Below are 21208 nucleotides of genomic sequence, written 5' to 3'. Positions count from 1 at the left end.
CAACGGCTCGAGTCCGCTGCCGCCCTCCCCGATCCGGGGCGCTAGCGCGGCGACCGTGGGCGCCTCGAACACGGTGCGCACCGGCAGGTCGGCGTTCAGGGCGGCGTTGACGGCCGCGATCAGGCGCATCGCCGAGATGCTGTCGCCGCCCAGGTCGAAGAAGGAGTCGTCGACGCCGACCCGCTGCACGCCCAGCACCTCGGCGTAGATGCCGGCCAGGATCTCCTCGGTGGGTGTCTGTGGGGCGCGGTACTCACCGGCGGCGTAGTCGGGTGCGGGCAGGGCGCGGGCGTCGAGTTTTCCGTTGGGGGTCAACGGGATTGCGTCGAGCCCCAGCACGGCGGCGGGGACCATGTAGGCGGGCAGCCGCTCGCCCAGCCGGGCGCGGGCCTCGGCCGGGTCGGCGGTGCCGGTGATGTAGCCGACCAGCCGCTTGTCCCCGGGATTGTCCTCGCGGGCGACGACGACGGCCTGCTCCACCCCGTCCAGCGCCGACAGCGCCGCCTGGATCTCGCCCAGCTCGATGCGGTAGCCGCGGACCTTGACCTGCTCGTCGGCCCGGCCCAGGTAGTCCAGCTGCCCGTCGGCACGCCAGCGCACCAGGTCCCCGGTGCGATACATCCGCGCGCTGGGCGCCCCGAACGGGCACGCGACGAAGCGGGCCGCGGTCAGGGACGGCCGCCCGAGATACCCTGCGGCCACACCGGATCCGGCGACGTAGAGTTCGCCCACCACGCCGGGCGGCACCGGCCGCAGCGATTCGTCGAGCACGAACAGCGCCGCCCCATCGACCGGCGACCCGATCGGCGGTATGCCAGATCCCGCGGTCAGCGGGGCGCTGATGCTCACGCACATGCTGGTTTCGGTCGGGCCGTAGCCGTTGACCATCACCCGTCCGGGCGCCCATTGGTCCACCACCTCGGGCGGGCAGGCCTCGCCGGCCAGCACCAGCGACACCGACTCCAACCCCTGCGGGGAGAGCATCGCCAGCGCGGACGGGGTTTGGGTCAGCACGGTGACGTGCCGGGCGATCAGGGCGTCGTGCAGGTCGTGCGGTGAGCGGGCCACCGCCTCGGGCATCACCACCACGCGTCCGCCGCGCAGCAGCGCGCCGAAGATCTCCCACACCGACACGTCGAAGGCCAGCGAGTGACATTGCGACCACACCCCCGGCGACGGCAGGCCGGCGTCCAGCGAGCCGAGCAGCTGGGTCACGTTGTGGTGAGTGACCGCAACGCCTTTGGGCGCACCGGTGGTGCCGGAGGTGTAGATCAGGTACGCGATGCCGTCCGGGTCGGGCAGCGGCAGCGCGGTGTCCGGCAGGGTATCGATGCCCGGATCGTCGACGTCGACGACGGTCACGGGGCGGCCGGCGAGCCGCTGCGCCAGCTCGGCGGTGGTGACGGCGGCGATCGGTTCGGCGTCGCCGAGCATGAACTCGACGCGGGTCTGCGGGGCCGACGGGTCGATGGGCAGGTAGGCCGCCCCCGTCTTGAGCACCGCGAGGATGGCGGCGACCGCCTCGGCGGATCGCGAAAACAGCAGTGCCACAGTCTGTCCCGGGCCGGCGCCGGCCGCGGCCAGGCGATGCGCCAGCCGGTTGGACGCCTCGTCGAGCTGCCGGTAGGTCACCGACAGGTCGTCGCAGACCAGCGCCACCGTCTCCGGCACCCGGGCCACCTGGGTGGCGAACAGTTCGGGCACCGACACCCGCCCGCTCGCCGGCCGGGTCAAAATCGCCGTGTTGCCAACCTCTTCCAGGTAGGCGCGCTCGGCATCGTCGAGCAGATCCACCGCGGACAGCGGCCGGCCCGGATCGCCCGTCATCGCCTCCAGCACCCGCCGCAGCCGTTCGATCAGTGTCTCGATGGTGGCCGCGTCGAACACGTCGGTGCGGAATTCCACCCGCCCGCCGATGCCGGCGAATTCGCCGTCGGGGTTCCAGCGTTCGGCCAGCGAGAACACCAGGTCCATCCGGGCGGACTGGTCGTGCACCGGCACCGACGTCACGTCGAGGTCACCCAATGCCAAAGCGGCCGCGGGGTCGTCGTGCCCGGCGAAGTTCTGCCAGGCCAGCATNACCTGCACCAGCGGGTGATGNGTNAGGCTGCGGGTCGGGTTGAGCCGCTCCACCAGCACCTCGAACGGAACGTCCTGATGCTCGAAGGCGGCCAGGCTGCGGGCCTGAACCCGGGCCAGCAGCTCGGCGAAGCTGGGGTCGCCGGTCAGGTCGATCCGCAGCACCAGCGTGTTGACGAAGAAGCCGACCAGCCGGTCGAGCGCGGGGTCGCGCCGCCCGGCGATCGGGAAGCCCACCGCCACATCGGAACTCGCGCCGATCTTAGACAGCAGCACCGCCAGGGCGGCCTGCACCACCATGAAGCTGGTGGCGTTGTGTTCACGCGCGACCCGGCGCACCTGCTGCTGCAGCTCGGCGGGCCAGTCGACCGCCACGCTGTCGCCGCGCTGGTCGGCCACCGCCGGGTAGGGCCGGTCGGTGGGCAGCGCCAGCCGCTCGGGCATGCCGGCCAGCGCGTCCTGCCAGTAGGCCAGCTGGGTGCCGATGCGGCTGTCGGGGTCGTCGAGATCACCGAACTGGGCGCGCTGCCACAGCGTGTAATCGCAGTACTGCACCGGCAAGTCGGCCCATCCCGGGGCATGCCCGGCGCACCGGCTGGCGTACGCCTGACTCAGGTCGACGCCCAGCGGCGTCAGCGACATGCCGTCGGCGGCGATGTGGTGGACCACGATCACCAGCACGTGCTCGTCCTCGGATACCGCGAAAAGCTTTGCGCGGATTGGTATTTCGGCGGCCAGGTCGAAGGTGTGGCGGGTGACGTCCTGGACGGCGTCATCCAGCCGGTCGGCCGGCCAATCGGTGGCATCGATGACGTCCCAACCGAATTCGGCGCGCTCGGCGGGCACCACCAGCTGGCGGGGCGTCCCCTGGTGCGACGGGAACACGGTGCGCAGGCTCTCGTGCCGGGCTACCACGTCGCCCAGCGCCGCGCCCAGCGCCCCGGCGTCGAGGCTGCCGCGCAGCCGCAGCGCCGCGGCCATGTTGTACAGCGGTGAGGGGCCCTGGAATTGGTCGATGAACCACAACCGGTTCTGCGCGAAGGACAGCGGGACCACGTCCGGCCGCTCGGCGGCCACCAGCGGCGCCAGCCCGCCGGCGCTCTGCGCGATGCGCGGCGCCAGCTGGGCGATGGTGGGCGCCTCGAAGACGGTGCGCACCGGCAGGTCGGTGTCCAGCGCGGAGTTGATCGCGGTGATCAGCCGCATCGTGGTCAGCGAGTCGCCGCCCAGGTCGAAGAACGAGTCGTCGACGCCGACCCGCTCTACGCCGAGCACCTCGGCGTAGATGCCGGCCAGGATCTCCTCGGTCGGTGATTCGGGGGCGCGGTACCCGCCGGTGTGCCGGTAGTCGGGCGCGGGAAGGGCGCGGGTGTCGAGCTTGCCGTTGACGGTCATCGGCAGCGAATCCAGCACCACCACCGCGGCCGGGACCATGTAGGCGGGCAGCCGTTCGGCCAGCGCGGCGCGCGCCTTGGCCGGGGCCACCGACCCGGTGACGTAGCCGACCAGGCGCTTGTCCCCGGGGTTGTCCTCGCGGGCGACGACGACGGCCTGCTCCACCCCGTCCAGCGCCGACAGCGCCGCCTGGATCTCGCCCAGCTCGATGCGGTAGCCGCGGACCTTGACCTGCTCGTCGGCGCGGCCCAGGTAGCGCAGTTGCCCGTCCGGGCCCCAGCACACCAGGTCGCCGGTGCGATACATCCGGGTTCCGGGTTCGCCGAACGGGCAGGCCAGGAAGCGCGCGGCGGTCAATCCCGGTCGGCGCCAATAGCCGACGCCGACGCCGTCGCCGGCCAGGTACAGCTCGCCGACCACCCCGGGCGGCACCGGGCGCAGCCAATCGTCGAGCACGAAGAACGCCGCCCGGGTCACCGGGGCGCCGATCGGCGGGAAGCCCGACCCGGCCGTCAGTGGTGCGCTCTTGCAGGCCCACATGGTGGTTTCGGTGGGGCCGTAGACGTTGACCATGGTGCGGCCCGGCGCCCAGCGGTCCACGAGCTCGGGCGGGCAGGGTTCGGCGCCGATCACCAGCGCGGTGCCGTCCAGCCCGTCGGTGCGCAGCAGCCCGACGGCCGACGGGGTTTGGGTCAGGACGGTGACGTGTTCGCGAACGAGCAGGTCGTGGAACTCGTTCGGGGAGCGCGACACCGTTTCGGGCACCACCACCAGGCGGCCGCCGTGCAGCAGCGCGCCCCAGATCTCCCACACCGAGAAGTCGAAGGCGTAGGAGTGGAACTGGGTCCACACCTGCCGCGGCGACAACTCGATGCCGATCCGCAGGTCGTCGAAGAGCTGGGCGACGTTGTATTGCGTCACCGCAACGCCTTTGGGCACACCGGTGGTGCCGGAGGTGTAGATGATGTGGGCGACGTCATCGGGGTCGGGCACCGGTGGCGCCGTCGCGGGCTGGGTGGCGACGGCGGGGTCGGCGACGTCGATGACGGTGAGGTCGAAACCGTGCAGCCGCTCAGCCAGCGCGGCGGTGGTGACCGCGACGATCGGGGCGGCGTCGGTGAGCATGAACTCGACGCGGGCCGCCGGCAGCGCGGGGTCGATCGGCAGATAGGCCGCCCCCGACTTGAGCGCGGCCAGGATGGCCACGATCGCCTCGGCCGACCGGGGGAACAGCAGCGCCACCCGCTCACCCGGGCCGGCGCCATGGTGAATCATGAAGTGCGCCAAGCGGTTAGCCGCTTCGTCGAGTTCGCGGTAGGTCATGGACCGGCCGTCGCAGGTCAGCGCGACCGCGTCGGGGGTGCGCGCCGCCTGCGCGGCGAACCGGGTGGGCACCGACACCGGGGTGGCCGGCCGGGCCAACACCGCGGTGTTGCCCCACTTTTCGAGCCGGGCGTGCTCGTTGGCGTCGAGCAGGTCGACCGCCGACAGGCGGCGCTGCGGATCGGCCGTGACCGCCGTCAGCAACCGCTGCAACCGCTCGATCAGGCCCTCGACGGTTCTGCCGTCGAACACGTCGGTGCGATATTCGGCGGTCACCGCGATGCCGGCGCGCTGGCCCGACTCGGTGAAGCGTTCGGCCAGCGAGAAGGTCAGGTCCATGCGGGCGGTGTTGGTGTGCAACGGCATCGGGGTGACCTGCAGGTCGCCCAGGGCCAGCCCGGCGGCCGGGGCGGTGACCTCGCCGGGGAAGTTCTCCCAGCCGAGCAGCACCTGCACCAGCGGGTGGTGGGACATGCTGCGGGTCGGGTTGAGCCGCTCCACCAGCAACTCGAACGGCACGTCCTGGTGCTCGAACGCGGCCAGGCTGCGCCGGCGCACCTGGGCCAGCAGCTCGGCGAACGTCGGGTCGCCGCCCAGTTCGTTGAGGTCGACCCGCAGCACCAGCGTGTTGACGAAGAAACCGATCAGCTCGTCGAGCACGGGTTCGGGGCGGCCCGCGATCGGAAAGCCCACGGCCACATCGGAACTGGCGCTGACCTTGGCGAGCAGGGCGGCGAACGCGGCCTGGACCACCATGAAGCTGGTCGCGTTGTGCTCGCGGGCCACCCGGCGAAGCTGTTGCTGCAGTTCGGCCGGCCAGTCCACCGCCAGCCGCGCGCCGCGGTGGTCGGCCACCGCCGGGTAGGGCCGATCGGTGGGCAGCTGCAGCCGCTCCGGCAGCCCGGCCAGCGCGTCGGTCCAGAAGTCCAGCTGGGCGGCGATCCGGCTGCCCGGATCGTCGACGTCACCCAGATGCGCGCGCTGCCACAGCGTGTAGTCGGCGTACTGCACCGGCAACGGCGCCCAGTCGGGGTCTCGGCCGGCGCACCGGCTCGCGTAGGCGACCCCGAGGTCCCGGGCGAACGGGGTGATCGACCAGCCGTCGGCGGCGATGTGGTGCACCGCGACGACCAGCACGTGTTCGTCGTCGCCGCGGGCGAAAAGCTCGGTGTGCAGCGGACTTTCGGCCGACAGGTCGAAGGTGTAGCGGGCCGCGGCCGACATCGCCTCGCGCAGCCGGTCTTCCGGCCAGCCGCGGGCGTCGACGACGTCGCAGGCGAAGCCGATCCGATCGGCAGGAATGACCACCTGCTGCGGGGTTCCGTCGGCGGTCGCGAAGACCGTGCGCAGGCTTTCGTGCCGGGCCACCACGTCGGCCAGCGCCGCGCGCAGCGCGTCGGCGTCCAGCCGCCCGGACAGCCGCAACGCCACGGTGATGTTGTACATCGGTGACGGGCCCTGGAACTGGTCGATGAACCACAGCCGGGTTTGGGCGAACGACAGCGGGATCACCGCCGGGCGCTCCCCCGCCACCAGCGGCTCGGGCCGGTCGGCCTCGCTGCCGACGCGCAGCGCCAACTCGGCGGCGGTGGGCGCCTCGAAGACGGTCCGCACCCCGAGGTCGGTGTTCAGGCTGGCGTTGACGGCGGCGATCAGCCGCATCGCCGACAGGGAATCCCCGCCGAGGTCGAAGAACGAGTCGTCGACGCCGACCCGCTCCAGCCCGAGCACCTGGCCGTAGATGCCGACCAGGATCTCCTCGACGGCGGTGGACGGGGCGCGGTAGCGGTCGGCGTGCTGGTAGTCCGGCGCCGGCAGGGCCTTGCGGTCGAGCTTGCCCGAGGTGGTCATCGGGAATTCGTCGAGCGCCACGATGTGTGTCGGCACCATGTATTCGGGCAGCCAGGCGTTCAGCCGCTCCCGCACCTGCGCGATCTTGGTGTTGGCGCGCGGGTCGTTGGCGTGCCGGGTGCGCTGTCGGGCCCCGGCGGGCGGCAGGTAGAGATCGGTCAGCGGCTCGGCGGCCTGGTCGCCGTCCTGCACGAAAACCGCGCTAAGAATGCCGGGTTGGGCGCCCCAGGTGACGGCGACGCGGTAACCGGTGGCCTCACCGACGCGATGCAGTTCCTCGGCGACGGCGGCGGCGGTGTCGGATCCGGCCGCGGCGAGCGCGTCGGCGACGGGCAGCCCCGCGGCCAGCGCGGCTTCGACCCGGACGTCGTCGATCACCCCGGCCTGCGGAATGTCGGTGACGCGGACAACGGCGGGGCGCCGCGCCGCCAGTTGGTCGCGCAGTCCGGCGCAGTCGGTGCAGTCGGTCCACGACCAGGTGGGCGCGGCGGCCACCGACCGCACCGGCGCGGGCGCCTTGTGGATGACGACGTCGTAGCGGTAGCGGTTCAGCTCGTTGTCGGACAGTCCGCGCTTGAGCTGGATGTCGAGTCCGGCCGCCGCGGGACGGGAGTCGGCCCAGTTGGTGAAAAACTCAGGCGCCAAAAGCAATTCGGTTTCGCCGAGCATGGCGTGGCGGACGCGCTGGCGGATCTCGGCCGCATCGGCGCCGCCGCCGCGGGCCAGGGCGATGCCGGTTTGGAAGGCGCCCTGCAGGGCGTGGTTGCGGACGTCACCGATGAACAGCGACCCGCCGGGGGCCAGCAGCTCCAGGGCGTTGTCGATGACGTCGGCCAGATACCCGGCGTTGGGGAAGTACTGGACGACCGAGTTGATGACGATGGTGTCGAAGCGGCCCGGCGGCAGCCCGTCGGTGACGTGGGCGGGCCGGGTCAGCAGCTCGACCCGGTCGCGCCAGGGCAGCTGCAGCTGCTCCATCGATCGGGCCAGGTTGTCGATCGCCACCGCGGAGAAGTCGGTGGCGACATAGCGGTCGCACCGCGGGGCGATCTGCGACAACAGCAGCCCCGAGCCCGCGCCGATCTCCAGCACGCGTCGCGGCCGCAGCGACATGATGCGATCGACTGTGGCGGAACGCCATTCGGCCATTTCCTGCAGCGGGATCGGCTCGCCGGTGTAGCTGCTGTTCCAGCCGCGGAAGTCCTCGCCGAACGTCGCGGCGAGGTCGGCGCCGTACAGGTCGTCGTAGAGGTGCTGCCACTGCGCGACGTCGTCGGCGTCGTCGGTGTCGTGGCGGACGTCCGCGTCGCTCGGCCCGTGATCGAGTGTCACGTAGGCGACCAGTTGGGAGCCGGCGGCGCTGTCCTGCACGGTGACGGCCGCCTGGGTGACCTGCGGGCAGGCCAGCAGGGTGTTCTCGATTTCGCCCAACTCGATGCGTTGCCCGCGCAGCTTGATCTGGTTGTCGGCGCGGCCGAGGTAGTCCAGCGTCCCCTCGGGCGTCCAGCGCACCAGGTCGCCGGTGCGGTACATGCGCTCACCCGTGCCGCCAAAGGGGTTGGCCACGAACCGTTCCGCGGTCAGGTCCACCCGGCCGAGATAGCCGTGGCCCAGCGCCGGCCCGCTCAGATACAGCTCGCCCACCACGCCGACCGGGACGGGCTTCAGCCAGCCGTCCAGCACCCGGGCGCACACGCCGGGGATCGGGGCGCCGATGCGCACCGGCTGGCCCGCCGTCAGCCGCGCGCAGGTGACCCAGATGGTGGTCTCGCTGGGGCCGTAGCCGTTGAACATCTGCCGGCCCGGCGCCCAGCCGTCGACCAGCTCGGGCAGGCAGGCCTCCCCGACGGCGACCAGGGTGTGCAGCCCGTCGAGCCGGCCGTGGTCGAGCGTCGAGATCACGGTGGGGGTCAGGATGGCCGTGCCGACCCGCTGGTTGTGCAGCAACGCGGTCAGCGCCTCACCGGCGTATACCTGCGGCGGCGCCACGATCAGCGCCGCCCCGGATCCCGCGGCCAGCAACAATTCCCCGACGGACGCGTCGAAGGTCGGGGAGGCGACCATCAGCACCCGCGCGTCCGCACCCAGGCCGAACAGCTCGCGCTGGGCCGCGGCCCAGCCCAGCAGGCCGGTGTGGCTGACCGCGACGCCCTTGGGGACACCGGTGGAACCCGACGTGAAGATCAGATACGCGGTGTCGTCGGCGCGCAGCGGGGAGCGCCGGTCGGCGTCGGTGATCGGCTCGGTGGAGTCGCCGGACAGGTCGAGACCGTCGATCCGCAGGATCGGCCGCGGCCCCGCGCCGGCGACTTCGTCGGTGCCGCAGGTCAATACGCACACCGCGTCCACCGTGTCCAGCACCGAGGCGATCCGCTCGACCGGGTGGTCCAGATTCACCGGCGCGTACACGCCGCCGGCCTTGGTCACCGCCCACCAGGCGACCACCAACTCGGCGCACCGCTCGATCGCCACCCCGACCGCGCGCTCGGGGCCCACACCGTGCTGGATCAGCTTGCGCGCCAGGCGTGTTGACCATTCGTCGAGTTCGCGGTAGGACAGCTCCCGCGCCCCGTCGACGATCGCCGGCGCGTCCGGGTCGGCGGCCACCGCCGCGGCCAGCAGCTGCGGGGCCACCCCGATCGGTGCGCTCACCCCGGCGCCGGACATCGTCGACAGCACCAGCTCGGACTCGCCGCGATCGAGCAGGTCGAGCGACGACAGCCGTCGGGCCGGATCGGTGCTCATCGCGACCAGCACCCGCTGCAGGCGCTGCACCAGGGATTCGATGCTCGCCGTGTCGAACACGTCGGTGTCGAACTCGATGTGCAGGCCGAGTTCGGGGCCGGGCAGGGCTTCCACCGTCAGCGGGTAGTGGTTGTACTCGCGGTTGGTGAACTCGGCGATGGCCAGCCCGTCCGCGCCCAACGTCATGCCGCTGTCGATCGGGTAGTTCTCGTAGACGAAAAGGGTGTCGAAGAGTTGGTCGTGCCCGGTGACGCGGTGAATCTCGCTGAGCGCCAGGTGCTGGTGCTCGAGCGTGTCGTTGTGGCTGTTCTGCAGCTGCGCCAGCAGCTGCGCGGTGGTGGTGGTCGCGGCGATCTCGGCGCGGACCGGCACCGTGTTGATCAGCAGGCCCACCATCTGTTCGGCGTCGTCGACCTCGAGCTGGCCGACCCGCGAGCGCGGGGTACCGAAGACGACGTCGTGCCGGCCGGTCAGCGAGGTCAGCACCACCGCCCAGGCCGCCTGCAGCACGGTGCTCAGCGTGGTGTGGCAGGAGCGTGCCAGCTCGCCCAGCGCCCGGGTGGTTTGCTCAGGGACACAAGACTTTTCGAAGCCGCGGCGGCCCTGCCCCAACCGGCCCTCCGGCGCGACCAGGGTGGGCGTGTCGAAACCGGACAGCACCTCGCCCCAGGCCCGGCGGGCGGCGTCGAGGTCGCGCTCGGCCAGCCAGGTGAGGAAGGCCCGGTAGGAGCCGGCGGCGGGCAGCCGCTGCCCGTAGTAGCCGGCGAAGATCTCGCGCAGCAGGATCGGCAGCGACCAGCCGTCGAGCAGGATGTGGTGGCTGGTCAGCACGAACCGGTGCCGGTCGCCTCCGGTGCGCACCAGCGCGGTGCGGAATACCGGCTGGCCGGCCAGATCGCCCACCGCGGCGCGTTCGGCAGCGCACAGCTGCTCGATCGGGTCGCCGGGATCGGCCGCGACCCCGCCGTCGAGCTCGACGTAGCGCCACTCGACGGCGGGGTCGGCGGGGATGATCTGCACCGGTTCGTTGTACTGGTCGCAGAACAGGGCCGCCAGGTGGGGATGGCGGTGCGCACCGCCTCGCGCAGCCGGTCGGCGTCGAGGGGGCCGGTGAGGGTGAAATCCAGTTGCACCGCGTACATGTCGTCCATGCCGTCGTTGCCCTGCGCGGTGCTGGAGTGGAAGAGCAGTCCCTGCTGCAGCGGGGTCAGCGGCAGGATGTCGGCGATGCGGTGCCGGCTTTGCAGCTCGTCGATCTGCTGCTGGGTCAGCCGGGCCGGGGCGATGTCCGACGGGGTGAGACCGCCGCCGCCGGAGCGCACGTGCGCGCAGACACCGGCCAGCGCCTCGAACCACAGCCGGCTCACCCGGGTGATCTGCTCCGCGCCGAGAACCGAAGGTGCCCAAGTCCATTCGGCGTGCAGGTGCGGGCCGGCGCCGGTGTCGATGGTGCCGGCGTTGAGCTCGACGGCGTGCATCAGCGGCATGGGCACCGCCGCGGCGGCGCCGAGCAGCGACATGTCCTGGCTGATCCGCCACCCGTCGGCCGCCGAATCAGACGCGGCGCCTTGGCGTCCCAGGTAGTTGAACGCGATCGACGGGTCGGCCCCGGCCAGGTCGACGTCGGTGTTGAGGTAACGCAGCAGCCCGTAGGTCAGCGGTTCCGGCAGGGTGCGCAGCTGCTCCTTGGCCCGTTTGAGGACGGGGCCCAGCGCCGGGTCGCCGGCGGCCACCTGCGGCCAGCGCAACCCGGCGACGTCCAGCGACACCGGGTATTTGGTGGTGAACCAGCCGACGGTGCGGGACAGGTCGATGCCGCGGCCCAGTTCCTCGTGGCGGCCGTGGCCCTCCACGTCGATGCCGATCGGAGCGCCGGGCTCGCCCAGGAATTCCGTCCAAGCCAGGCCGAACGCGATCAGCAGGATGTCGTGGATGCCGGCGTGGAACGCCGCCGGCACCTCACCGAGCAGCATCGCGGTCGTCTCGGCGTCCAGCTCCACCGACAGGCGACCGGCGCTGGCGTAGGTGTCCACGTCGGGTCGCGGTGCCGGCAGCGCGGCCGGTGTGGAGGTGACCGTCTTCCAGCGGTCGAGCTGGCCGACCACCTCGGGGTGGCGTGCGTGCTCGTCGAGCAGTCGGGCCCACCGGGCGAACGACGTGCCCGCCGGCGCCAGCTCCACCGGCTGGCCGGCGCGGTGCAGCGACCAGGCAATGTTGAGGTCCTCCAACAGGATCCACCACGACACCGCGTCCACGGCCAGGTGGTGGATGATCACCGCCAGCTGGCCGGTGGCCTCGACCCACAACGCGGCGAGCATCGTCCCGGCGGCCGGGTTCAGCCGCGCCCGGGCCGCCAGCAGCGCCTCGTCGGACAGCGCGTCCACCGACCGCAGGCAGTCGCGGGCTTGCACCGACCCGGCCTCGGGCACCTCAAACGACCAGCCGTCGGCGCCGTCGTCGGTGACCCGCAACCGCAGCATGGCGTGCCGATCTACCAACGCCTGCAACACGATTGCGACCTCGGTCTCGGTCACACCCGCGGGCGCCTGCACCAGGACGGTCTGGTTGAACTGGTCAGTGGCCCCGCCGGCCCGTTCGGCGGCCTGCAGCCACCGCATGATCGGGGTGGGCGGCACCGGGCCGACGCCCTCGTCGGCCACCTCGGCCGCCCGGTCGCCGGAGCCGACCACCCGGGCCAGCCGGGCGACGGTCTGCTCGACGAAAACGTCTCGCGGCCGGCACGTCAGCCCGGCGGCACGGGCGCGGGCCACCACCTGCAGCGACAAGATGCTGTCGCCGCCGAGTTCGAAGAACGACTCGTCGACGCCGACCCGGTTCACACCGAGCACCTCGGCGTAGATGCCGGCCAGGATCTCCTCGGTGGGCGATTCGGGGGCGCGGTATTCGCCGGTGCTGTATTCGGGTGTGGGTAGGGCGCGGGTGTCGAGTTTTCCGTTGGGCGTCAACGGGATGGCGTCCAGCGCCACCACCGCGGCCGGCACCATGTACACCGGCAGCCGTTGGGCCAGCGCGGTGCGCGCCTCGGCGGGGTCGGCGGTACCGGTGATGTAGCCGACCAGCCGCTTGCCGCCGGGCCGGTCCTCGCGGGCGATCACCACCGCCTGCTCGACATCGTCCAGCCCGGCCAGCGCCGCCTGGACCTCGCCGAGTTCGATCCGATACCCGCGAACCTTGACCTGCTCGTCGGCGCGACCCCGATAGTCCAACTGTCCATCGGGACGCCAACACACCAGGTCCCCGGTGCGATACATGCGCGCACCGGGTGCCCCGAACGGACACGCCACAAACCGCGACGCCGTCAGCCCCGACCGGCCCACATACCCCGCGGCCACCCCGGCGCCGCCGACATACAACTCGCCGACCACCCCCGGCGGCACCGGCCGCAACCACGCGTCCAGCACAAACAACCCCGCACCATCGACCGGCACACCGATCGGCGGTGACCCCATACCCGGGGCCAGCGGCGCGCTAATGGCCACGCACATCGTCGTCTCCGTCGGGCCGTAGGCGTTGACCATCACCCGCCCCGCCCGACCAGCGATCCACCACCTCAGCCGGGCAGGCCTCCCCCACCACCACCAACGACACCGACTCCAACCCCTGCGGCGAGAGCATCGCCACCGCCGACGGCGTCTGCGTCAACACCGAGACCTGCTCATTGACCAGCACGTCGTGCAGCTCTTCGGGCGCGCGGGTCACCGCCTCGGGCACCACCACCAGACGCCCGCCCCGCAGCAGCGCGCCGAAGATCTCCCACACCGACACATCGAACGCATACGAGTGGCACTGCGACCAGACCCCGGCCGACGGCAAGCCCGCATCCAGCGACCCCAACAACTGCGTCACGTTGCGGTGCGTGACCGCAACACCTTTGGGCACACCCGTCGTACCCGACGTGTAGATGACATAGGCGACACCGTCGGCCGCGGCCACCGGCAACGCGGTGGCGGGCCGGTCCTGGATACGGGGATCGTTGACGTCGATCACCGTCATGCCGTGGGCCTCGAGCCGGCCGGCCAGCTCCGCGGTGCTCAGCGCCGCAACGGGTTTGGCGTCGGCGAGCATGAACCCGATCCGGGTCTCCGGCGCGGCCGGGTCGATCGGCAGATAGGCCGCGCCGGTCTTGAGCACCGCCAGAATCGACGCAACCGCCTCGGCGGACCGCGAAAACAGCAGCGCCACAGACTGTCCCGGGCCCGCGCCCAGGCCGGCCAGCAAATGCGCCAACCTGTTCGACGCCTCATCCAGCTGCCGGTACGTCAGCGAACGGCCTTCGCCCACCAGCGCCACGTCCTGCGGCGCCCGGGCCACTTGTGTCGCGAAGAGCTCCGGCACCGACACCGCCGGGCCCGGCGTCCGGGTCAGGACCGCCGTGTTGCCGAGCGCTTCCAGCTGCGCGTGCTCGGGGTCGCGCAGCACGTCCAACGACGACAGCAGCCGGGCCGGGTCGGCGGCCATGGCCGCCAGGATGCGTTGCAATCGCTCCGCCAGGTCAGTCGCGTCGAAGTTCGCCAACGGCTGCCCGGTGCCGACCGTGCTCAGGAATTGCTGGTCACCGAATCCCAGGAAGAACAGCCCGAAGTGGCCCACCGGGCCGAAGCTGGTGTACGTCGCGGTGGCGGGCACGTCGGCCAGGCTGAGGGTGAGACGCGCCGGGACGAAGTTGACGACGACCCGGTTCGGCGCCTGCCTCGGCCCGCTGAAGTCGCCTTCCCCGTCCAGCGTGCGGGTGGGGAATTGCTGATGCCGCAACGCTTCTCGCGAGCGCTGATCGACATGCCGACAGAAGTCGGCGAACGTGGCGGTCGCCGGGGCGTGCAGCACCAGCGGCACCACCCCGGCCAGCATGCCGGGATGCGTCTTCGACTTGGGATCGACCCGCCGGCTGACCGGGAAGTCGAGCACCACCTCGTCGGAGCCGTCGGCGCACCATCCGCGCACCAACAACGCGCAGGCGGCGGTGAGCACCGATGACCGACGGACGCCCAACGCCTTGGACAACTCCTTGACGCTGCCGATCACCGACTCGTCCAACTGCACCGGCGGGGAGGGCGAATACGGGTCTCGCCCGTCGTCGGCCGGCCGCGGCGGATGGCCGGCCGTGCCGTCGCCGGGACGGTGCGCAAGCCAATAATCCTTGTCCTCAAGGAATTTCGCGGATGCCTCGTATTCCAGCTCGCCGCCGACCAGGTCCTGCAGCGAACCGAAGAAGGCGGGCGGAATCGGTTTGGCGGACGCAAGCGCCGTGTAGACCGCCGCGATCCGCCGGCCCACCAGCGCGATGCCCATCCCGTCGATGGCGATGTGATGGCAGGTGGTGAACCAGTAGTACTCGGCGGAACCGGTTCGGAACAAAGCGAATTTGATCATCGGACCGGTCAGCGGCATCGGGGTGCGCTGGATCGACGCCGCCATCTCGCGGACTTCCCGCTCCGGATCGGGCGAGCCGCTCAGGTCGTAGAAGGTCAGGTCGACGTCGGAGTATTCGACCGCCTTCTGGAAGACCTGGCCGTCGGCCTCGAAGAAGCTGGCGCGCAGGCTCTCGGCCTCGCCGACCACGTGTCGCATGGCCTGGTGCAGCAGCGCGGGGTCGATGGCGCCGTCGATGCGCACCAGCACGCCCAGCTGCCATGCCACATCGAAGTGGCCGGTCTGCTGCGCCAGCCAGATGTCCAGCTGGCCTCGCGTCACCGGATATGCCCGGTCACCGCGTTTCACTAATTGACCCCCAGAGCTCGACCCCGCAACCCTTCATACCGACAGCCGTCGGCACATCACAAACCGGCGCTCAGCGTGTCGCGCAGACTTTTCGCCCGGATATCGGGCCAGCTCTCTTCGATGTACTGCAGGCATGCGGTGCGGTCGGCTTCCCCGAAAACTACCCGCCAACCCGGGGGAATGTCGGCAAACGTTGGCCAAAGACTGTGTTGTTCTTCGTTATTGACCAGGACGAAAAATCGGCCGCCGTCGTCGTCGAACGGATTGAGCTGCATGGTGATGGACCCCCCTTTTCACCGAGACCTGATTCCAGATTTACCACCGTCGCACCGCCTGTGGCATGAACGCCCTTGCGGCGCATAAGGATTCAGCCCGTCGGGCCGGGCCGCCACGTCAACCAGCCCACCGGCTGGACACCGGCGAAGGTGAGCCTGGTCGCCAAGATTCGGCACCGTGACGCGGCGGCGCAGATTCCGGCCCTGCGCCGACACCCGCCGTTCGCCGGGCGGTGCATCCCCGTTGAACTGGCATTACGATTGTCGACGCCGCGATCCTCGGTCGGCGGATACCCAACCGATGCTGTGCAAAACATATGAATTCCGTTCCTACATAACCGATCCGCGGCGATTCTACTGTTCGACTCGTGTGCGGCACTGAGCAAAACGCCTCTTTGCCCGGCCACTCCCGCCGCCACCGGCTTTTGCGGCCGGGTCGCCGGCGGTCGCCGATGCGGTTTGCCCGCGCTCAGATGCGCCACCTCGCCGGCCGCGGCGGCGGGGTTTGCCCGCCGGCGCCCGTCTCAGCCGGTCATCGGCCCGATACGCTGCGGGGCCGGCGAATTGGCGACCGCGCCTGCGGCATGAACGCGACCTTAACAGCCCTTTAAGCCGGCGCCCTCCGGTGGGCGCCGCATGCCGCCCGCCGCGCCGAATCCCTGCCGTACCATGGGAAAACGTACGGATGTTGCTGTGTCGCGGGCGAGACCGTCGTTGCCCGGCGCCGGCGCGTCTGGTCGGTCGTAGCTGACGGGGCCGTGGGCGCAGTGGGAGCGCACCTGGACCCGCCGATGTCCGCCGTGGTCGCCCGCCCCGGGGAATCACACCGATTGTTTGTGATTGATCTCACGGACCTCGGACTCATCGGGCGTTCGCCGGCCGGTCACCGGCGCGCGTGGTCCAACCGCTTCACGGCGCCCCCGTGACCGACTGGGTCGTCGGCCCCGGATCCGCCGCCTCACCTGCCAGGGCGCCGATCGGAGGCGGTGTCTGAAACCGTTGCACGCGAGCACAATTCGTCGTTCACAGGGGACGCATAGGTTCGCTTTGCCCGACCATCACCGCGGCACCCCGGCGCGCGAAGGCCGGCGTTTAGAGCCCGACACCCGCGGGTAGAGCTGCGCCCATGTGGGGGTCGGTGCTGGGCTTGGGGATGCTGGCTGCGCTCAATCCGGTTCGTCTGGGTCTGGCTCTGCTGATGATTTCGCGGCCGCGGCCCGGGCCGAGCCTGCTGGCGTATTGGATCGGCGGGCTGACCGTGTGCGTGCCCGAGCTGCTGATCCCGGTGCTGCTGCTGAACTTCACGCCGATGTTCGGCCATCCCTCGCACGCGTCCCCGTCCACGGGCTCGGCCCTGGGGAAGATTCAGATCGGCCTCGGCGTGGTGGGGCTGTCGATCGCCGCGGTGCTGACCGTGCGCTTCGCGGCCCGCCAGCGCGCCGCCGCGCCACCGCCCGACGACCGGACCTCGGAACTGTCAGCGGCCCCGGGCGCCACCATCGCGATGCCGCGGCTGCTGACCCGGGCGCAGGACGTGTCCCCCGACGACCGGTCGGTGCTGCGGCGGCTGCTCGGGCGGATGCACAGCGCGTGGGAGAGCGGGGCGTCATGGGTGGCCTGGGTGATCGGCGTCATCTCCGTGCCCGTCGACGGTGTGCTGTTCATCGTCGCGATCATCGCGGCCTCGGGAGCCTCCGTCACCGCGCAGGTCAGCGCGTCGGTGGCGTTCGTCGTGCTGATGTACGCCGTGGTGGAGGTCATCCTGGTCGGGTACCTGGCCACACCGGGGAAGACGCAGTCGCTGCTGCTGGTGCTGCACGACTGGGTGCGCACCTACCACCGGCAGATCCTGGTCGCGCTGTTCACCGTGGTCGGGGTGTCCCAGCTGGCCCAGGGGCTGCACCTGGTCTGAGCGTTCGGAAGCCCTTCGTGGCCGATCGCCCCGAACAGACCCCGAATACCATTGTGGCGGTCTACTACGAAACGTAGTATTCGAGGTGGTTCCCCGGTGCACAAGGAGGTGCAGTGTGAGGTGGAGTGTCGCCCAGGTCGGCCTGCTGGTCATCTGCGTGGTCCACGTGATCCAGGCCGTGGTCGGTCTGGTCATGAATCCCAGTTTCGCCACCGGGCCGAACGCCCCGACCGTCCAGCTGCTCGGGATGGACTACAACGGCTGGCACGCGGTCGCCGGTCTGGCGCTGTTCGCTCCCGGCCTGGTGTTCGCCGCCCGCAAGTCCTGGTCGGTGCTCTATCTGCTGCTGGCCGCGATAGCCGGTGCGCTGCCGGGCATTTGGGCGTTCTTCTCCCACCAGGTCGCGTTCCTGTTCACCTTTCCCAACAACATCACCGACGCGGTCGTGCACTTGGTGACCGCCGCGGTGATGGTGGCGGTGGCGGCCGTTCAGGTCCGGATGGACGGTGGGCTGAGAAACTCACTGGCCGACCTGCGCAGAGCGCGGTAGCCGTCGGCCGGGTGGCCGGGACGTCGGCGTCACGATGAAAATGGACGGATGCCTTCCGAACCTGCGCCGCCCCCTCCCAAATCGGCGCCCGGCTGGTACCCCGATCCCGCGGTCGGTCATGGGCTGAAACGCTACTTCGACGGCACCAGCTGGACGGGCGAGTGGGCGTTCTTCACCGAGCAACGCAAGAACGGCACCTCCGGCAAGGCGGCCCTGGCCCTGGCGGCTCTGGGCGTCGTCGTCCTGCTGCTCATCTTCGCCAAAAGCTGGGCCTTCGACCCGGAGAAAGCCGCCCGCGCCACCGCGACTTCGGCCGCGACGGGATCCACCGAGCCAGCACCCCCGACGCCGGCCGGTCCCAAGAAGCCGGACGGCGTCACCTTCACCACCGCCGCGGCCCCCGACGGCGACGTGGTGGACGCCCGGTTCGCCATCCGCGACAACTACAGCGAAGAGATGATCAGGGACGGTGCGCGCTCGGACACCATTCAGATTCTCAAGTACGCGCACGCGACCTACCCGAACGCGTCCGCGGTGAATGTGCAGGGCACCTTCCCGATGACCGATCCGTACGGCAACACCTCGACGCAGGTCGCCATCGACCTGACATATTCGCGGGCCACGTTGAACAAGATCAACTTCGATGGGGTGCGGGCGAACACCATCTGGGAGATTCGCGATTCCGGGACTGTCCTCCCGGCCTTTCAGCCGTAGCCGGTCGGCGGTTGGTCGGGCTGACACTGGTCGGGCTGACAGGGCTGCCACCACTTGACCCCCAGGTACTGGCATGGCCTTCTCTGGCCTTCGCCCGCCTTCGTTTCCGCAGCTAGATGGATTTTGCGGGTGCGGGTGAAAGTGGGCGAAAACCTACAAGATGTGCCGTGTTGCCATCCGCGTTGCCATCCACGCGGTCACGTCACTGGATCTTGTCGTGCTTCGCCAAATTGTGCCGCGCACACATCAACTGGATGTTCTCGGCTACGAGCGAGGAGCCGCCGCGCGAGTACGGGATGATGTGGTCGAAGTGCAAGTTGTCGGTGCTTCCGCATTCGACACACTTGCCTTCGTCACGCTTCCACACAGCCAGCTTCACGTCGGTTGGGATGAGTCGGTTCTGCTCTAGACGCGGCTCGCGCAAGTCGACAAGAGGCGTCGCATCGGGATCGACCTCGAGCCGAAACTTGAACACCAATCGCTCGTGAGACTCTTCCCGCCATCCATCGACAAGCCTGAACGTGCCGTTAAATGTCCAGATGCCGGTGCGCATTTTTTCGTACACGCGAACACGCTCCGCCGGCATCCCCATCTCGCGGTGTTGTGACGCAGCCTGCAGGAATAATCCGTTCTGGCTCAGCGTGCCGCCGGGGCCGCGCTCAGGCTGGTCGAGCGTCTTCGGGTCCGGACCGCCCCGAGTTTGTGGCCTGTCGTGGCCTTCGTAGATAAGGACACGGCCGTCCTCTTCGATGCGGTCGTCATAAGGTGCGCCCGGTCGGCGGCTCATCAGAATGACGCTGGGCCGACCGCTGCTGCCGAAGTTCATGCCGCGCTGGAGGTTGACCCCCTCCTCACGGCACATTTCCAGGTAGGAAATCACTTCTCCTGGCACAAGCACACGCAGAATCGTAAGCGACCGGCGCCGTTGGAACCGCCACCACACCCGTGAGCCGGAATGGCCGTATCGGCGGTGCACTTCTGACAAAAGATCTGCATGGCGTGCGGCAACGCGCCGAACTCAACGGTGCTGGGCACAGGCGCCTGAGCATCCTAGGCTGGCCTGCGTGCCTGGTGTTTCCCCGCTCAATCGGGCATTTAATCGTGTGCCGCGACGGGCTGAGGGTCGCGTGACCGCTCAGTTAAGAGATACATTCGTCGACTCCGGAGTCGCGGCTGCGTTGGAATCAATCGACCATCAGGTTCTCTATGGTCGACGAGGGACGGGCAAGACGCACGCGCTCCAGTACCTCGCGTCAACTCGTACAGATGATGGCGATATCGGGATTTACATTGATCTTCGGGTTATCGGCTCAGCCCAGGGCCTTTTCGACTCCGAGCGGGCGTCCCCTCTTGAACGCACGGGGCGACTTCTAGTCAATCTCCTTACAGAGATACACGACGCCATCCTCGACGCTGTCCTCAGCGATGAAGAACTGATCGCCGATGAGTCGATCGCTCTGAGGTTGGACTACCTGCTCGACTCATTGAAGAACACCGTCGCGGTCGACGGGCGAGTGGAGACCACTGTCGAGAGCGATCGCACGCGGGCCAGAAGAGGATCCCTCAAGGGGAAGGTTTCACTAACCAGCATGACGGCAGGAGCCGAGATCGGTGGCGAGGCGTCAGGTTCGGATAGCGACAAGCGGTCTGAGACGAGGAAAGGCCAAGAGCGACTTAGCCTTAACTTCGGTGAAATCGCGCGCTCTCTTCGTGAACTGGCTCAGTCCCTGAAAGCGCGCCGGGTGTGGCTGCTACTGGACGAATGGAGCAGCGTGCCGCTGGACATGCAGCCGTATCTGGGTGAATTCCTTGTTCGCTGCGTAACTCCCGTGCAGGCGTTCACCGTGAAGATCGCGGCGATAGAACAGCAGACTCGGTTCCGCGCCACTATTGGAGATGGGCCCCCAATCGGCATCGAACTCGGTGCTGACTTCGCCGCCAACGTCGACCTCGACGACTTCATGGTCTTCGAGCAGGATCGCGAGCGGGCGCGAGATTTTTTTCGCGGCCTTTTCTTCAAGCACCTGACCGCTGGAGCCGATGAGGACGAGCAGGTGCCGGGCCTCCGGAGTGAACGCGACCTGATGTCGATGGGTTTTACAAGTTCACGCGTCTTTGACGAGCTGGTACGCGGATCAGAGGGCGTTCCGCGAGACGCGATCAACATCGCGGCGAAGGCCGCCGTTCGTGCAGGCGACCGCCCCGATCTCGATGCCAGAGGTTCGCCGAGCAGCACGCCAGTGGTTCCAGACGGACAAAGAATCGGCGCTGCGCGGAGTGCCGGGCGGACTGGAGCTACTGAACTGGGTTATCGACAAGGTCATCCGCGAAAAGCGAGCACGGGGATTCCTTGTAAATCAACGATCTTCGGGCGCGCCGTTGCTTACAGCGTTGTTCGATGCCCGAGTCATCCACCTCGTTCGCCGAGGTTACTCGGCTCAAGACGAGCCAGGGGAAAGGTACGACGTCTATGTCATTGACTTCGGCGCGTATGTGGATTTGACCTGACTTTTATCACTGTCGGCGATCCGGCGGTTGTGTAGGGCTGTGACCTGTGTCTTCGGTTGTGGCCTGGTGCGGATTTGTGCACTAGCCGGTGGGCCGTAGGGTGCCTGCGTGGCCTAT

At 69.6% G+C, this 21208-nt stretch carries 6 protein-coding genes and 2 pseudogenes; 4 read left to right on the top strand and 4 right to left on the bottom strand.

All coding sequences use genetic code 11. From position 1 onward, the window contains the following. Positions 1–27: 27 nt before the first annotated feature. From H7I87_RS28800 to H7I87_RS00650, 3 genes and pseudogenes are all read right to left on the bottom strand, one after another. Positions 28–10806, bottom strand: a pseudogene (locus H7I87_RS28800) (amino acid adenylation domain-containing protein); the annotation flags it as partial. Next, positions 10698–15105, bottom strand: a pseudogene (locus H7I87_RS29100) (amino acid adenylation domain-containing protein); the annotation flags it as partial. The pseudogenes H7I87_RS29100 and H7I87_RS28800, both read right to left, overlap by 109 nt. Positions 15106–15188: 83 nt before the next feature. Beyond that, complete coding sequence (locus H7I87_RS00650) at positions 15189–15407, bottom strand: MbtH family protein (RefSeq protein WP_003877808.1); 219 nt, start codon at positions 15405–15407, stop codon at positions 15189–15191. Positions 15408–16533: 1126 nt separating this feature from the next. On the opposite strand from H7I87_RS00650, the gene H7I87_RS00645 reads away from it, so the two are divergent. The 3 genes from H7I87_RS00645 (at position 16534) to H7I87_RS00635 (ending at position 18583) form a co-directional block, all read left to right on the top strand. Continuing rightward, positions 16534–17319 carry a GAP family protein gene (locus tag H7I87_RS00645; protein ID WP_011725227.1) on the top strand — a complete coding sequence of 262 codons (786 nt, stop codon included), beginning with the start codon at positions 16534–16536 and terminating at the stop codon, positions 17317–17319. Between the two features lie 115 nt (positions 17320–17434). After that, positions 17435–17869 carry a DUF4383 domain-containing protein gene (locus H7I87_RS00640; protein WP_003877806.1) on the top strand — a complete coding sequence of 145 codons (435 nt, stop codon included), beginning with the start codon at positions 17435–17437 and terminating at the stop codon, positions 17867–17869. Positions 17870–17917: 48 nt separating this feature from the next. Further along, positions 17918–18583, top strand: coding sequence for a DUF2510 domain-containing protein (locus tag H7I87_RS00635; protein ID WP_003876330.1), 666 nt, complete (start codon positions 17918–17920; stop codon positions 18581–18583). 202 nt (positions 18584–18785) lie between these two features. Here the strand turns inward: H7I87_RS00635 and H7I87_RS28905 are convergent, their stop codons facing one another. After that, on the bottom strand, positions 18786–19463 hold the full coding sequence (locus tag H7I87_RS28905; RefSeq protein WP_224125878.1) for an HNH endonuclease: 678 nt from the start codon (positions 19461–19463) through the stop codon (positions 18786–18788). Between the two features lie 184 nt (positions 19464–19647). Between H7I87_RS28905 and H7I87_RS00625 the strand changes: the two genes are divergently transcribed. Further along, positions 19648–21063, top strand: a complete 1416-nt coding sequence (locus H7I87_RS00625; protein WP_139800247.1) for an ORC-CDC6 family AAA ATPase — start codon at positions 19648–19650, stop codon at positions 21061–21063. The last annotated feature ends 145 nt before the right edge of the window (positions 21064–21208 follow it).

Source organism: Mycobacterium timonense (assembly GCF_025821985.1).
Lineage (GTDB): Bacteria > Actinomycetota > Actinomycetes > Mycobacteriales > Mycobacteriaceae > Mycobacterium > Mycobacterium avium.
The sequence above is the reverse complement of the archived record's forward strand: the minus strand, read 5'-3'. Positions and strand labels throughout refer to the sequence as shown.

What these genes read in the sequence shown, in the direction of transcription:
- H7I87_RS00650 (WP_003877808.1), bottom strand. Translation starts at nt 15,407, where the DNA reads ATGCAGCTCAATCCGTTCGACGACGACGGCGGCCGATTTTTCGTCCTG.
- H7I87_RS00645 (WP_011725227.1), top strand. Translation starts at nt 16,534, where the DNA reads ATGTGGGGGTCGGTGCTGGGCTTGGGGATGCTGGCTGCGCTCAATCCG.
- H7I87_RS00635 (WP_003876330.1), top strand. Translation starts at nt 17,918, where the DNA reads ATGCCTTCCGAACCTGCGCCGCCCCCTCCCAAATCGGCGCCCGGCTGG.